Source organism: Pseudomonas idahonensis, from assembly GCF_037903935.1.
GTDB classification, from domain to species: Bacteria; Pseudomonadota; Gammaproteobacteria; order Pseudomonadales; family Pseudomonadaceae; genus Aquipseudomonas; species Aquipseudomonas danubii.
In genome coordinates, this window is record NZ_CP149586.1 from 791,080 (window position 1) to 805,572 (window position 14,493).

15 protein-coding genes are annotated in these 14,493 nt (G+C 63.2%); 5 read left to right on the top strand and 10 right to left on the bottom strand.

All coding sequences use genetic code 11. The features are described from left to right. Window positions 1-27: 27 nt before the first annotated feature. Complete coding sequence (locus WIN67_RS03545; RefSeq protein ID WP_110650842.1) at window positions 28-411, bottom strand: hypothetical protein; 384 nt, start codon at window positions 409-411, stop codon at window positions 28-30. Window positions 412-556: 145 nt separating this feature from the next. On the opposite strand from WIN67_RS03545, the gene WIN67_RS03550 reads away from it, so the two are divergent. Next, the gene (locus tag WIN67_RS03550) at window positions 557-754 is read left to right on the top strand and encodes a heavy-metal-associated domain-containing protein (protein WP_102863030.1); all 198 of its coding nucleotides are present in this window, start codon (window positions 557-559) and stop codon (window positions 752-754) included. 92 nt (window positions 755-846) lie between these two features. After that, window positions 847-2,043 (top strand): multidrug effflux MFS transporter, encoded by a 1,197-nt coding sequence (locus WIN67_RS03555; protein WP_102863031.1) that lies wholly within the window; start codon window positions 847-849, stop codon window positions 2,041-2,043. Window position 2,044: 1 nt separating this feature from the next. Here WIN67_RS03555 and WIN67_RS03560 read toward each other — a convergent pair whose 3' ends face one another. The 3 genes from WIN67_RS03560 to WIN67_RS03570 all read right to left on the bottom strand — a co-directional run bounded on the left by WIN67_RS03560 (window position 2,045) and on the right by WIN67_RS03570 (window position 3,703). Continuing rightward, entirely contained in the window at window positions 2,045-2,221 is a 177-nt protein-coding gene (locus WIN67_RS03560) for a hypothetical protein (RefSeq protein ID WP_162884107.1), read from the bottom strand. A gap of 144 nt (window positions 2,222-2,365) precedes the next feature. Continuing rightward, the gene (locus WIN67_RS03565) at window positions 2,366-3,379 is read right to left on the bottom strand and encodes a zinc-binding alcohol dehydrogenase family protein (RefSeq protein WP_110595502.1); all 1,014 of its coding nucleotides are present in this window, start codon (window positions 3,377-3,379) and stop codon (window positions 2,366-2,368) included. Between the two features lie 30 nt (window positions 3,380-3,409). After that, window positions 3,410-3,703: a putative quinol monooxygenase gene (locus tag WIN67_RS03570; RefSeq protein WP_102881919.1), complete on the bottom strand. Its 294-nt coding sequence runs from the start codon at window positions 3,701-3,703 to the stop codon at window positions 3,410-3,412. A gap of 118 nt (window positions 3,704-3,821) precedes the next feature. On the opposite strand from WIN67_RS03570, the gene WIN67_RS03575 reads away from it, so the two are divergent. Beyond that, on the top strand, window positions 3,822-4,730 hold the full coding sequence (locus tag WIN67_RS03575) for a LysR family transcriptional regulator (protein ID WP_102863034.1): 909 nt from the start codon (window positions 3,822-3,824) through the stop codon (window positions 4,728-4,730). Window positions 4,731-4,866: 136 nt separating this feature from the next. Continuing rightward, a complete protein-coding gene (locus WIN67_RS03580) occupies window positions 4,867-6,243 on the top strand; it encodes an MFS transporter (RefSeq protein ID WP_265074138.1) in 1,377 nt (458 codons plus the stop codon). A gap of 76 nt (window positions 6,244-6,319) precedes the next feature. Here the strand turns inward: WIN67_RS03580 and WIN67_RS03585 are convergent, their stop codons facing one another. The 3 genes from WIN67_RS03585 to WIN67_RS03595 all read right to left on the bottom strand — a co-directional run bounded on the left by WIN67_RS03585 (window position 6,320) and on the right by WIN67_RS03595 (window position 9,566). After that, the gene (locus tag WIN67_RS03585) at window positions 6,320-7,273 is read right to left on the bottom strand and encodes an adenosine deaminase (protein WP_339070644.1); all 954 of its coding nucleotides are present in this window, start codon (window positions 7,271-7,273) and stop codon (window positions 6,320-6,322) included. A 179-nt stretch (window positions 7,274-7,452) separates the two neighbouring features. Further along, window positions 7,453-8,418 carry a 2-oxoglutarate and iron-dependent oxygenase domain-containing protein gene (locus tag WIN67_RS03590; protein WP_339070645.1) on the bottom strand — a complete coding sequence of 322 codons (966 nt, stop codon included), beginning with the start codon at window positions 8,416-8,418 and terminating at the stop codon, window positions 7,453-7,455. Window positions 8,419-8,483: 65 nt separating this feature from the next. Continuing rightward, window positions 8,484-9,566 carry a BMP family ABC transporter substrate-binding protein gene (locus WIN67_RS03595; protein ID WP_170001541.1) on the bottom strand — a complete coding sequence of 361 codons (1,083 nt, stop codon included), beginning with the start codon at window positions 9,564-9,566 and terminating at the stop codon, window positions 8,484-8,486. Between the two features lie 327 nt (window positions 9,567-9,893). Here WIN67_RS03595 and WIN67_RS03600 point away from each other — a divergent pair, with 327 nt between their 5' ends. After that, window positions 9,894-10,982: a calcium:proton antiporter gene (locus WIN67_RS03600; RefSeq protein WP_110595508.1), complete on the top strand. Its 1,089-nt coding sequence runs from the start codon at window positions 9,894-9,896 to the stop codon at window positions 10,980-10,982. Here the strand turns inward: WIN67_RS03600 and WIN67_RS03605 are convergent. The 3 genes from WIN67_RS03605 to WIN67_RS03615 form a co-directional block, all read right to left on the bottom strand. After that, the gene (locus WIN67_RS03605) at window positions 10,979-11,986 is read right to left on the bottom strand and encodes a formylglycine-generating enzyme family protein (protein ID WP_258010430.1); all 1,008 of its coding nucleotides are present in this window, start codon (window positions 11,984-11,986) and stop codon (window positions 10,979-10,981) included. The two genes, WIN67_RS03600 and WIN67_RS03605, sit on opposite strands and share 4 nt — an antisense overlap. Window positions 11,987-12,097: 111 nt before the next feature. After that, entirely contained in the window at window positions 12,098-13,456 is a 1,359-nt protein-coding gene (locus tag WIN67_RS03610) for an 8-oxoguanine deaminase (protein ID WP_253084190.1), read from the bottom strand. A gap of 204 nt (window positions 13,457-13,660) precedes the next feature. Next, window positions 13,661-14,344, bottom strand: coding sequence for an SDR family oxidoreductase (locus WIN67_RS03615; RefSeq protein ID WP_102863041.1), 684 nt, complete (start codon window positions 14,342-14,344; stop codon window positions 13,661-13,663). Window positions 14,345-14,493 lie beyond the last annotated feature (149 nt).

Genomic DNA, 14,493 nt, shown 5'->3' on the forward strand with positions numbered 1-14,493 from the left:
GACGCAAGGCGTGTGGAGGGCGCAGCGTCAGTAGTCCAGGGCGGTGGGCTTGAGGTACATGCCCGAGGCGTTGCTGGCGATGCGGAACTTCAGCACGTCGCCGGCCCGCACGCTGATGTCCTGGGAACCCGGGGCGAGCAGGCCAGGGTTGCAGCCCGGCGCCTGGCCCGGCAGCAGTTTCAGGCGCAGGGACACTTTGCCCGGCGGCAGGTTGAAGGAGGCGCTCTGTTCCTGGAACAGCCGACCGGCGAGCTGGTCCTGGATGTACAGGCCGATCTCGCAGGAGGTGGCGACTTCCAGCCGCTCCCGGGAAATGATCAGTACGCCGTAGTCTTCTCCGGCGGCCAGTGCCGGTGGCGTTGCCGCCAACAGACCAAGGAGGCCGACGAAGCTGAAAGTTGACCAGCGCATGGCTGAATCTCCTGCTGTGATGTCATAAGACGTGCAGCTTGGCGGAGCGCGGCGCCGATTTCCAGCCCGGCAGTTCAATCCGGAACTTGACCTTGCCACGGTGGCAAGGACAAGACTGCGTGCATCCCAATACAGGAGAAGCGCGATGCAAGTATTCAATGTTCAAGGCATGTCCTGCGGCCACTGCGTGCGGGCCATCACTCAGGCGCTGCAGAGCAAGGACCCGGCGGCCACCGTGCGGGTGGATCTGGCGGCCAAGGAAGTGGGGGTCGAGAGTCGCCTGTCCAGCGAAGAGGTGATCAATCTGATCAGCGAGGAAGGCTACGCCGTCCAGGTTGCTTGAGTCTTTTTAATAGTTAGCGACCTATCGGAATGTTCAAGGCGTCCAAGCGCAGCTAGACTGTGCGACCGCTGACCAACGCTCGCTTGGATGCCATGAACCTGCGCACAATCCTGATTCTCGGCGCCTTGAGCGCTTTTGGCCCTCTGGCCATCGACTTTTATCTGCCGGCCTTTCCCTCGATGGCCCTGGCTTTCGGCACCGATGAAAAACACGTCCAACTGACCTTGGCCGCCTATTTCCTTGGATTGTCCATTGGGCAGCTGGCCTATGGTCCTGTGGCCGACCGTTTTGGTCGGCGCCTGCCGTTGCTGGTGGGAGTGGGGCTGTTCACCCTGGCCTCACTGGCCTGCGCCTATGCGCCCAACCTGGAGTGGCTGATTGGCGCGCGCTTCGTCCAGGCCCTGGGCGGTTGCGCCGGGATGGTGATATCCCGCGCAGTGGTCAGCGACAAGTGCGATGCCGTGGGTTCGGCCAAGGTGTTCTCCCAGTTGATGCTGGTGATGGGCCTGGCGCCGATCCTGGCACCGATGCTCGGCGGCCTGCTGGTCAACCTCTACGGTTGGCAATCGATCTTCATCATGCTCACGGTGTTCAGCGCCCTGTCGGGATTGGCGGTGGCCCTGGGTCTGCCGGAGAGCATGCCGGCCACGCGCCCGCGCCTACCGTTGTCCGGCGCGTTGCGCCAGTACGGCCTGTTGCTGGCGGACCGGGTCTTTCTCGGTCACGCCCTGACCGGCGGCATCGCCATCGCCGGGATGTTTTCCTATATCGCCGGCTCGCCCTTTGTCTTTATCAAGCTTTATGGCGTGCCGGCGGAGCATTTCGGCTGGTTCTTCGGGATCAATGCCGGCGGTTTTATCCTGGTGGCGCAGATCAATGCGCGGCTGTTGGCCAAGCGTGGTCCGGCCTTCCTGCTGGCCCGTACCGTGTGGATCTACCTGGCGGCCGGGTTGACCTTGCTGGCAGTCAGCGCCCTGCATACGAGTGAGCTCTGGCCGCTGTTGCTGCCCTTGTTCGTGTGCATCGCCAGCCTGGGCTGCATCATTCCCAACGCGGCGGCCTGTGCCATGAACGGCCAGGGCGCGCGGGCCGGCAGCGCCTCGGCGATGCTCGGTTGCCTGCAGTTCAGCGTCGCTGCGGGCGCTGCCTATCTGGTGGGTGTGTTGCACGATGGCAGCGCCATGCCGATGGCCATGGTCATCAGCCTGTGTGGTGTTCTGGCGGTGAGCATGGCGGTCATGACCCGGCGTTTGCAGAATGCCCGGGCCTTGAAAGCCGCCGAGCTCTGAGTCAGCCGACGGCGCGCTGACTCTGGGGAATCGGGTGAGGGGCTTGCAGGCGTGCTTGCAGGGTCTGGGTGAAAGCCCGGGCCTCGGCTTCACTGCGGAAAGTCACCGCGTGCTGGTCGAGACGGACCTGCCATTGGGAGCCTTGAGGGTTTGCCAATTCTTTTATCAGGATCTTCATTGCTGACCTCCTAACGGTAAAAGAGTGCGATGCAAGGGCTGCCAGTGTAGACCCGAATACGGTCACAAATATGACCGAAATCAACTCTCGGACTGACGGCGGCCATCGGGCTTTTGTGCGCGATGGCCGCCGTGCGTTCAGCCCTTAGAAACCTTCCAGGACGATCTTGCCCTTGGCCGTGCCGCTCTCCAGCAAGGCGTGGGCGCGGCGCAGGTTGGCCGCATTGATCTGGCCGAAATGCTCGCCCACCGTGGTCTTCAGGGTGCCGGCGTCGATCAGCTCGGCGACCTTGTTGAGCAGCACGTGCTGTTCCTGCATGTCGGCGGTCTCGAACAGCGAGCGGGTGTACATGAACTCCCAGTGCAGGGACAGGCTCTTGCGCTTGAGCTTGGTCACGTCGAGGCTTTTCGGGTCGTCGATCAAGGCCAGTTTGCCCTGGGGCACCAGGGCTTCCACCAACTCATCAAGGTGGGTGTCGGTCTGGGTCAGGCTGGCGACGTGGGTCACCTGATTGATGCCGATGCGCTTGAGCTCGGCGCTCAGTGGCTGACGGTGATCCACCACGCCATGCGCGCCCAGCTCGCGGACCCAGGCTTGGGTCTGCTCCCGGGAGGCGCTGCCGATCACCTTGAGGCCGGTCAGTTGCCGGGCCAGTTGGGTGAGGATCGAACCGACCCCGCCGGCGGCGCCGACAATCAGCAGGCTCTGGCCCTGGTCGCTGCGGTCCTGGCTGATTTGCAGGCGTTCGAACAGCAGTTCCCAGGCCGTGATCGCGGTCAGCGGCAGGGCCGCGGCTTCGGCAAAACCCAGGCTCTTGGGCATATGGCCGACGATCCGTTCATCCACGGTGTGCAGCTCGCTGTTGCCTCCGGCCCGGGCGATGGAGCCGGCGTAGAACACCCGGTCGCCGACCTTGAACAGGCTGACCTCGCTGCCCACGGCCTTGACCACGCCGGCCACGTCCCAGCCCAGCACCTTGGCGGCGCCGCCTTCGGGCTGGACGTTCTGGCGGACCTTGGTGTCCACCGGGTTGACCGAGATGGCCTTGACCTCCACCAGCAGGTCGCGAGGGCCGGCGACCGGCTCCGGCAGCTCGATGTCTTGCAGGGACTTGGGGTCGTCGATTGGTAGGGATGTGTAGTAGGCGATGGCTTTCATGCTGAATTCCTGTTGAGTGCAGAGTGAGGGTCAGACGATCAGTTGCAGGCGCTTGAGTTCGAAGTGCTCGATCGCCTCGCGGGTCTGGTTGAGGAAATGCTGGAAGTGCGGGGTGTTGTTGTGAAACTCCAGGGCGGCCTCATCGTCCCAGCGTTCCAGAACGTAGAAGGTGCCCGGCTGTTCGGCGTCCTGATGCAATTGGTAGTACTGGCAGCCGGTCTCGGCACGGCTGGGGTGTACCAGGGCACTGAGTTCGTGCTTGAGGACGTTGTGCTGGTCAGGCTTGGCGATCAGGGTCGCGATGGCGGTAAAGGCTTGGGACATGGTGTTTACCTTTGGGCTGTCAGGTGATGGGCAGATAATTGGCTATTTCTCCTGAAGATAAAACCGGCTAAAAGAGCAGTCTCTTTCAATATTTTTTTGATAATCCAGGGGTGGATCCATGCTGCGATTCGATGACCTGCAACTGTTCGTGCGGGCCGCGGACCTGGGCAGCCTGTCGGCGGCGGCCCGGGTCATGGACCTGTCGCCGGCGGTGGCCAGCGCCGCCCTCAAGCGCATCGAAGAACACTTGGGGGCGCGTTTGCTGGCCCGTTCCACCCGCAGCCTGCGTCTGACGGCCGAGGGCGAGGGCTTTCTTGAATACGCCCGCGCCGCCTTGAGCAACCTGGATGAAGGGCGGCGCTTGCTGGCCAGCGGACAGGATCAGGTCAGCGGCGTGTTGCAGCTTTCCGCGCCCTCTGACTTTGGTCGCAACCTGCTGCTGCCCTGGCTCGACGAGTTCCAGCGCGAGCATCCCAAGCTCAGCGTGCGCCTGCTGCTGGGGGACCGGATTGCCGATCTGTTCCGCCAGCCGGTGGACATTGCCCTGCGCTACGGTGAGCCGGAGGACTCCAGTCTGGTGGCACTGCCGATAGCCCCGGACAATCTCCGGGTCCTGTGTGCGGCCCCCAGCTACCTGGCCCGGCACGGCGAGCCGCGCCAGCTGGAGCAACTGGCCCAGCACAACTGCCTGCTGTACATGCTCGACAGCCGGGCCCACGACCTTTGGAGTTTTTATGACGGCAAGCGCGAGGTGAGCCTGACCGTCAGCGGCGACCGCCTGAGTGACGATGCCGATGTAGTGCGGCGCTGGGCGGTGGCCGGCGAAGGGATTGCCTACAAGTCCTGGCTGGATGTGGCCGCCGACGTGCTGGCCGGCCGCTTGCAGGTGCTGTTGCCGGAGTTGCGTTGCGAAGGCGCGTCGCTGAACCTTTTGTGCACCCATCGCGCGCACTTGAGCAAACCGGTCAAGCTGCTGCGGGACATGCTCCAGGAGCGCTGCGCCCAGATCAGCGCCCGCCGCCCGTAAGAGCCGGGTTGCCGGCGAACCCAGGTGCCGCGCCCTCGGCGTCGCTGCCGGACGCGAACAGGTCGCCCTCAGCCATCACCCCCCGCTTCGATCCCGCACACTCGACGGGTCGTGCATTCAATCGGGGGAACAGGGCATGGGCATACAGGGATACAGCGCCGCAGAGCGCCTGGAGCGCTTACCCATCAGCGGTTATCACCGGGTGATCTTCATCATCATTGCCCTGGCGTTTTTCTTCGACTCCATGGATTTGGCGATGATGACCTTCCTGCTGGGGTCGATCAAAACCGAGTTCGGCCTGAGCTCGGCCCAGGCCGGCCTGCTGGCCAGCTCCAGCTTCTTCGGCATGGTGCTCGGCGCCTCGCTGTCGGGCATGCTCGCTGACCGCTTCGGGCGCAAGCCGGTGTTCCAATGGAGCATCGTGCTCTGGGGCGTGGCCAGTTACCTGTGTTCCACCGCCCAGAGCGTGGACAGCCTGACCCTGTTCCGGGTGCTGCTGGGCATCGGCATGGGCATGGAGTTTCCCATCGCCCAATCGATGCTCTCGGAGATGATTCCGGCGCAACGACGCGGGCGCTACATCGCCTTGATGGACGGCTTCTGGCCCTTGGGTTTTGTGGCGGCCGGTGCGCTGTCGTACTTCCTCCTGCCGCTGATCGGCTGGCGCGACATCTTCCTGGTGCTGGCGATTCCGGCAGTGTTCGTGCTGGTGATCCGCTTCTTCATTCCCGAGTCGCCGCGCTGGCTGGAGCAGGCTGGGCGCCATGCCGAGGCCGACCGGGTGCTGCTGGGCATCGAGGACAAGGTGCGGGCTGCCCTGGGTGGCGCCCCGTTGCCGGAACCGGTACGCCTGCCACGCATCGACAGTGCGCCGGGGCATTTTTTCTCCGCGCTGAAACAGATCTGGTCGCCCCTGTATCGGCAACGCACGATGATGATCTGGAGCCTGTGGTTCTTCGCATTGCTGGGGTTCTACGGGTTGACGTCCTGGCTCAGCGCCTTGCTGCAACAGTCCGGTTTTGCCGTGACCCAGTCGGTGTACTACACGGTGCTGATTTCCCTGGGCGGGATTCCCGGGTTCCTCATGGCCGCCTGGCTGGTGGAGCGCTGGGGGCGCAAGCCGGTGTGCATCGTCACCTTGCTCGGCGGCGGGATCATGGCCTTCTTCTACGGGCAGAGCGCGGTGTTTGGCGGCAACGTCAGCCTGTTGATCGGCACCGGCCTGCTGATGCAGTTCTTCCTGTTCGGCATGTGGGCGGTGCTCTACACCTACACGCCCGAGCTGTACCCGACGTCTGCCCGGGCTACGGGTTCGGGCTTTGCTTCGGCCGTTGGCCGGATCGGTTCGCTGCTGGGGCCGTTGGTGACCGGGCTGGTGTTTCCCATCACCGGGCAGGGCGGGGTGTTTGCCTTGGGGGCGGCGTGCTTTGTGGTGGCGGCGGGAGTGGTCTGGCTGTTCGGGATGGAGACCCGGGGCAAGACGCTGGAGGCGTTGAGCGAGGCGGGGGGGTGATAGAGAGGGGGGAGCTGTTCGCCGGCAAGCCGGCTCCTACAGGTTCGTGTAGGAGCCGGCTGGCCGGCGAAGGCTGTTACGGCTTGACCAGCCGCGCATCCAGGCTGTTCTGCGCCAGGCGCTGGGCCTGGTCCTGGGTCATGCCCAGGTCGGTGTACAAGGCGTGGAAGTTCTCGGTGACGTAGCCGCCGAAGTACGCCGGGTCATCGGAGTTGACCGTGACCTTCACCCCGCGCTCGAGCATTTGCAGGATGTTGTGCTGGGACATGTGGTCGAACACGCAGAGCTTGGTGTTGGACAGCGGGCACACGGTCAGCGGGATCTGTTCGTCGATGATGCGCTGCATCAGCCGCTCGTCTTCGAAGGCGCGCACGCCGTGGTCGATGCGCTGGATCTTCAACAGGTCCAGGGCTTGCCAGATGTACTCGGGCGGGCCTTCCTCGCCGGCATGGGCGACGGTCAGGAAGCCTTCACTGCGCGCACGGTCGAAGACCCGCTGGAACTTGCTCGGCGGGTGGCCCATTTCCGAGCTGTCCAGGCCGACGGCAACGAACGCATCGCGAAACGGCAGCGCCTGGTCGAGGGCCTTCTGTGCCTCTTCTTCGCTCAGGTGACGCAAGAAGCTGAGGATCAGGCCGCTGGTGATGCCCAGTTGCTGCTCGCCGTCTTTCAGCGCGGCGGCGATGCCGTTGAGCACCACTCCGAACGGGATGCCACGGTCGGTGTGGGTCTGCGGATCGAAGAACGGCTCGGTGTGAATCACGTTCTGCTCTTTGCAGCGCAGCAGGTAGGCCCAGGTCAGGTCGTAGAAGTCCTGTGAGGTGCGCAGCACATCGGCGCCCTGGTAATACAGGTCGAGGAACTCCTGCAGGTTGTTGAAGGCGTAGGCCTTGCGCAGGGTTTCGACGTCGCTCCAGGGCAGTGCGATCTTGTTGCGTTCGGCCAGGGCGAACAGCAGTTCCGGCTCCAGGGAGCCTTCCAGGTGCAGGTGCAACTCGGCCTTGGGCAAGGCGTTCAGCCAGTCATACATGGTGTTGTCTCATCAGGTGCAGGTGGGCGCTGCGAAGTGTGATGCGCTGCCGGGGCCGTGCCCTTCTCTGGGGAACTGGCGGCGGTTGCGGCGATCGCCAGGTTTTCACCGGGCCCGAAAAAGCCGCCATTCTACATCTGGCGGCGCGATTGTTCGGCAAAACCTGACCGAGTGGGCGATCAGGCCTGCTCCAGCTCCCGGCGATAGGCGTAGGTATCGGCAAAACGCGAGAGCAGGAATTCGGCGCAGGTGGTCAGCGGATACTTGGCCGGATGCTCCGCGTCCTGGCAGCCGGGCAGGCATTCGATGCGGGTGTCCGGGTGCGGTTCGGCGAAGAACGGCATCGAGTAGCGGTCCACCCCCAGCGGGCTGATGACCCGGTGCGGAGTCGACAGGTAACGGTCGTTGCTCCAGCGCGCCATCATGTCGCCCAGGTTGACCACGAAGGTGCCTGCAATGGGCGGCGCGTCGATCCACTGCCCCTGAACGTTGCGTACCTGCAAGCCACCGGCGGCGTCCTGGTAGAGCAGGGTGATGCAGCCATAGTCGGTGTGGGCGCCGGCGCCTTGCTGCTCGGTGCTGCTGGCGGTGTGGCGCGGCGGATAGTGGATCAGCCGCAGCACGCTGACCGGGTCCTGGAAGCGGCGGTCGAAGAAGTCGCGTTCGATGCCCAGGGCCAGGGTCATGGCCCGCAGCAGGGTCTGGGCCAGGGCCTGCATGTCCTGGTAGTGCTGCTCCATCAGGTCTTTCCAGCCGGACAGGTCCGGGTGGCGGTTGGGGCCGCGCAGGGGCTTGTCCGCCACTACCTCGGGATGGTCATTCGGCAGATGCAGGCCCATGTCGAAGGTTTCCTTGAGGTCGCTGGGCTTGCCCGGGTCCAGCTGCTCGGTGGCGATGGCGCCGTAGCCGCGATGGTGGCGGCTCTGGGTGATGTCGATCTTGAGTTTCTCGGCGCTGGGCAAGGCGAAGAAGTGCTTGGCCATGGCCAGCAATTGCTCGATGCGTTGTGCGCTGATCGGGTGGCCCTTGATGTAGAAGAAGCCCCATTCGCGACAGGCGCGGTCGATCTGTTTGGCGACACTGTCCCAGCCTGGCTGGGCCTCCTGATACAGCGGGCTGATATCGATGATCGGCAGTTGATGCATGAAAAGGCTCCCATCCTGTTGGCGGTCCGTCGTCGCTGGCGGGTGCTCCGGCAGCGACGACCAGCTTATTTGGGGAGGTCTGCCTTCAGGCCTTCGACGTAGTAGTTCATCGAGGCCAGTTCGGCATTGCTGGCGCTGACCCCCGCAGGGATTTTTTCTGTCCCGCCCTGGTCCTTGATCGGGCCGGTGAACGGGTGGAACTGGCCACTCTTGATGCTGGCGATGATCTGCTCGGCCTCGGCTTTCACCGGGGCCGGCAGCAGGTCGCTGAGGGGCAGCTCAACCGTACCTTCTTTCAGGCCGCCCCAGTAGTCCTGGGATGTCCAGCTGTGGTCCAGCACCCCTTGGGTGGCCTGGATGTAATGGGGGGCCCAGTTGTTGACGATGGAGGTCAGCACCGCCTTGGGGCCAAAGTGGGCCATGTCCGAGGCGTAGCCCACCGCATACACGCCACGGCGTTCTGCGGCCTGGATCGGCGCCGGGCTGTCGGTGTGCTGGAAGATCACGTCGGCGCCCTGGTCGATCAGGGCGTTGGCGGCGTCGGCTTCCTTGCCCGGGTCGAACCAGGAGTTGACCCACACCACTTTGATCTCGGTGCCCGGGTTGTACTTGTTCAGGGCTAGCTGGATGGCGTTGATGTCGCGGATCACTTCCGGGATCGGGAAGGAGGCGACGTAGCCGATCTTCTTGGTCTTGGTCATCTTTGCCGCGAGGAAGCCGCCGACATAACGGCCCTCGTAAGTGCGTGCCAGGTAGGTTCCGAGGTTCTTGTCCTGCTTGTAGCCGGTGGCGTGTTCGAAGGTCACCTTGGGGAACTGCTTGGCGACTTTCAGGGTGGGGTTCATGTAGCCGAAGGAGGTGGTGAAGATCAGGTCGTAATGATCCTTGGCCATGTTGCGGATCACCCGCTCGGCGTCGGCGCCTTCGGCCACGTTCTCGACGTAGTTGGTCTTGATCTGCTCGCCGAATTTTTCCGCCAGTGCCTTGCGTCCTTGTTCATGCTGATAGGTCCAGCCGTGGTCACCGATGGGACCGATGTAGACGAAGCCGACCTTCAGCGGATCGGCAGCGCTGGCGGCGAGACTGGCACTCAGGCCGACAGCGGCGGCCAGGGCGCAGAGCAGCTTGTGCAACGGGCGTGTATGCATGAATTGGAGCTCCATCTTGTTGTGGGGGAGGACTGGGTCGGCAAGCGCTTAAGGGCAATGCAAATAGCTGACCAACAGGACAACAAAGAGGGCGGTTGCGCCGGCGAGGCGGTTTCTACGGGGGCTTTGGGGCGCGCTTTTCGCTGGCAAGCCAGCTCCTACGGCGTTGGAATGTAGGAGCCGGCTTGCCGGCGAAGGGCTGTTCAAGATCCATCCCGGTGCGCGGCGCCTGAGCCTGGTGCACTGACATGTAACGAAACGTTAGTGACCCGAAGCAGTCTTTTACTCATCTCCTGTACTGGTTTTTATTTCCGTCAAAGGACTGCGATGCTCACTTCCCTCAAGCAAGAACAGTTTCTGCTGCTTGCGCTGCTGGCTGCCGTGGCCGCCTATCCCCTGGAACACCTGTTGCTCAATAGCGGCCAAGGCATTGCCCTGATGGCCGGGCTGGTGCTGATCGGCTTTATCGTCATCGCCTCGATGCGCGTTGCCCACCACGCCGAACGGCTGGCGGAAAAGGTCGGCGACCCCTACGGCACCATGATCCTGACCCTGGCCGCGGTGCTGGTGGAGGTGGTGATCCTGGCCATCATGATGAGCAACGAAGCCTCGCCGACCCTGGTGCGCGACACCATCTATTCGGCGGTGATGCTGGACATCAATGGCATCCTCGGCCTGGCCGCGTTGATGGGCGGCATCAAGCACGGCGAGCAGCCTTACAACGACGATTCGGCGCGCACCTACAGCGTGATGATCCTCACCGCCATGGGCGTGTCGATGGTGGTGCCTGAGTTCATCCCCGAAGCCGACTGGAAGATCTACTCGGCCTTCACCATCGGCGCCATGGTGGTGCTCTACACCCTGTTCCTGCGCATGCAGGTCGGGCCGCACAGTTACTTCTTCAGCTATAGCTACCCGGAAAAGCGCCGTGCTAAAGAGGCCCAGGAACAGCCCCATGCCGTCAACCTGGCCTGGAGCATCGGCATCCTGGTGTTCGGGGTGGTGGTGATCGGCGCCCTGGCCGAGGTGATGTCCAAGACCCTTGACCTGGGCCTGGAAGGCACGGGCGCACCGCCGGTGATCACGGCGATCCTGGTGGCGGCGATTTCCGCCGCGCCGGAGATTCTCACCGCCCTGCGCGCGGCCTTGGCCAACCGCATGCAGTCGGTGGTCAACGTGGCGCTGGGCGCCTCCCTGTCGACGGTGATCCTCACGGTGCCGGTGATGGAGGCCATGGCCTTGTACACCGGCCAGCCGTTCCAGATGGCCATGACTCCGGTGCAGACAGTGATGGTGTTCATCACCCTGATCGTCAGCGCGATCAACCTCAACGACGGTGAAACCAATGCCATAGAAGGCATGACTCACTTCGTGCTGTTTGCCACCTTCATCATGCTGTCGCTGCTGGGCCTTTAAAGCGGCTGGGCTGACTGGATGGCGCAGCGAAAGCTGACACCGGGGGCATTCCAGGCCGCCAGTGCCCCCCAACGCCAACGGCGCACGGTGCTGGCCGAAGGAGAAAAGGTCGGGTCGTTGGCAAACTTGTTGTTGGCGCCGCGTTGCGCCCGATAGATGCCTGTTTCAGGTCCTTGCGGGTTCTCCACGGGAGACTCGCGATAGTAGTGTTTATCGTACCAATCGTTGACCCATTCACTGGCGTTGCCGGTGAGGTTGTAGAGGCCCAGCGGATTGGGCACAAACCTGTCCACGGCGAAGGTTTCATTGTCATCAGGGGCCGGGAAGTTGCGGCCGTAATCCAGATTGCCGTTGTCGGTGGCGAACATCACCGGCTGGCCGCGGTTGCGCGCCGCATATTCCCATTGCGCCTCGGTCGGCAGATCGACGCGATAGCCGCTGAGGTCTGCCAGCCAGCCACAGTAATCCTTGGCCTCTTGCCATGATCGAGAGGCCGGGGCGGGCAGGTTTTCAAGGTAGAGGTGCTTCATGTCTTCGCGTTTACGAAGTTCAGCGTCGAATGGCGGCTTGCCTTGGGCCAGGAAGAACAGATCAAAATCGCCCAAGGTGGTTTGCAGCGAGGACAGGTAATAGCTGCTCAATTTGACCGGGTGAACGAAATCGTCATCGACGTCGAGACTGATCCGCTCCATTTTTGCCGGGTCCACGCCGCAGGGCCATTGGCACAAGGCAAGTGGGTCGAAGCCATGGGGCCAACCGAAATCGCCCATCTGGAATTCGCCCCCTTCAATCAACACCATGTTGTCCAGCGAGCGGATCACTGTGTTGAGTACGGCATCGCGGTTTTGTGGGGACAGATTCGGGTATTTGCGGCTGATGGTCGAAGCAATTTCTGCCACTTTTTCAGGGGACAGCACTTTGCTGGGCGGGCCAGCAACCTCCTGTTTCTCGCAGCCTGAAATCAGCAGCGCGACGCAGAGCGCCAGTCCGTACTTTTGTTTCACGTAATGTCCCTATAGCGGTTCGTTCGAGGGCGGAAACTAACATGTTTCCTCAATCCGATTCCGCTTAAGGCGCAGGCGAGGGATCGGGTCCCTCGCCGTTGGAGTCAACGATCAGCTACCAGCGATCAACTGCCGGGCCGCCTGGCTGTGATCGGCGATCAGGTTTTTCAGGTCCAGCCCTTCGACCTGGCCATCAATCACCCGCCACTTGCCACCAATCATGACCCGGTCCGCTCGATCCGCGCCGCACAACAGCAGCGCCGAAACCGGATCATGGCTACCCGAGAAACGCAGCTCATCAAGCTTGAACAACGCCAGGTCCGCCTGCTTGCCCACCGCCAGTTCGCCGATGTCGGTGCGGCCCAACAGGCTTGCCGAACCCTGGGTCGCCCAGCCCAATACGCGCTCCGGGGTGATCTTCTCGGCGCCGTAGCGCAGACGCTGGATGTACAGCGCCTGACGGGCTTCGAGGATCATGTTCGAGGCATCATTGGATGCCGAGCCATCCACGCCCAAGCCAAGCGGCGCCCCCGCATCGGTCAGCTCGATACTGGGGCAGATGCCGGAGGCCAGGCGCATGTTCGAACTCGGACAATGGCAGATGCCGGTGCCGGCAGCGCCCAGGCGGGCGATTTCATCCGGGTTGAAGTGGATGCCGTGGGCCAGCCAGGTACGCGGACCGAGCCAGCCGACGCTGTCCAGGTAATCCACGGTGCGCAGGCCGAAGCGCTGCAGGCAGAAGTCTTCTTCGTCGAGGGTCTCGGCGAGGTGAGTGTGCAGGCGCACATCGAGTCCGTTGGCCAGTTCGGCGCTGGCCGACATGATTTCCGGGGTCACCGAGAACGGCGAGCACGGCGCCAGGGCAATCTGGATTTGCGCGCCGTCGCCACGCTCGTGGTACTGGTGAATCAGGCGCTGACTGTCGTCGAGAATCACCTGGCCTTCCTGCACGGTCTGTTGCGGTGGCAGGCCGCCGTCCTTTTCGCCAAGGCTCATGGAACCGCGGGTGAGCATGGCGCGCATGCCCAGTTCACGCACGCTTTCGACTTGTACGTCGATGGCGTTTTCCAGACCGTCCGGGAACAGGTAGTGATGGTCGGCGGCGGTGGTGCAACCGGAAAGCAGCAGTTCGGCCAGCGCCACTTTGGTGGCCAGGGCGAGTTTTTCCGGGGTCAGCCGCGCCCAGACCGGGTACAGGGTCTTGAGCCAGGGGAACAGCGGCTGGTTGACCACCGGCGCCCAGGCCCGGGTCAGGGTTTGGTAAAAGTGATGGTGGGTGTTGATCAGGCCCGGCAGCAACACGTGCTCGCGGGCATCGAAGACCTGTTGGCAAGGGCTCGCAGGCTGTTGGCCCAGGCCCAGGACTTCAACGATCAGACCGTCTTGCACGACCAGGCCGCCACGGGCGTCGAGGGCATTGCCGGTAAAGATGGCCAGGGGATTTTTTAACCAGGTACGGGTCGCAGGCATGGTGGCCGGCTCCTCTGAAAGTGGGTTCAGGTTAGCCAGCTCAGTGTTGCCCTGTCTGCTGATCCAGGGTCGCCGCAAGGGGCGAGGTGCGCAGTCTAGCGAAAGATGTGCCGGGGGACAAAACTTGCGGTTTGCCCCCCGTTGCAGAGCCTTGGCCGCGCTGTGCAAGCGCTGCCAGGGGCATCGGTTACAGAGGTTTCGGGCTTACCAGGGAATGGTTTCGCCCTTGTAGTTGACGAAGTGATGGCCGCCCTTGCCGGTGTAGGCGTTGATCTGGGCGATCAGCCCACGGGTGCTGGTTTGCACGTCGATGTCGGCGCCTTCGCCGCCCATGTCGGTCTTTACCCAGCCCGGGTGCAGCGAGAGCACGGTCAGCTTCTGTTGCAACTGAGTCACGAAACTGTTGGTCATGGAATTCAGCGCCGCCTTGCTGGCCTTGTACAGCGCCAGCTCCGGAGCGTCCGGCATGGTCACGCTGCCTAGCACCGAACTCATGAACGCCAGCACGCCGCTGTCCTTGCGGATCTGCCCGACAAAGCGCTGGGCCAGGTTGATCGGCGCCACCGCGTTGGTGAAGAACAGCTGGCCGACTTCGGCCAGGGTCGCGTGGCCCGGCAGCTGGTTGTCCGGGCCCTTGACCCCGGCATTGACGAACAGCAGGTCGAACACCTGGTCCTTGAGTTTCTGGCTCAGGGCGATCACCGCTTGCTGATCGTCCATGTCCAGTTGTTCGATCTGCACCTTGCCCAGTGCCTGCAGGGCCTCGGCCTTGTGCGGGTTGCGCACGGTGGCGGTGACTTGCCAGCCGTCTTCCAGCAGGCGTTGTACCAGGCCGAGGCCCAGGCCCCGGGAGGCGCCGATGATCAGTGCGGTTTTTGCCGTGGACATGATGAGGTTCCTTGATAAATGAGGATCACGGATTCAATGGACAGGCTTGTCCCAGCCGCAGTTGCAGCTCGTGGCGCAACTGGCCCAGTTCTCCGATGCACATGCATGGGGCTCGAAAGGGCTTGACCCTGGAGCATACTCCAGGCTTT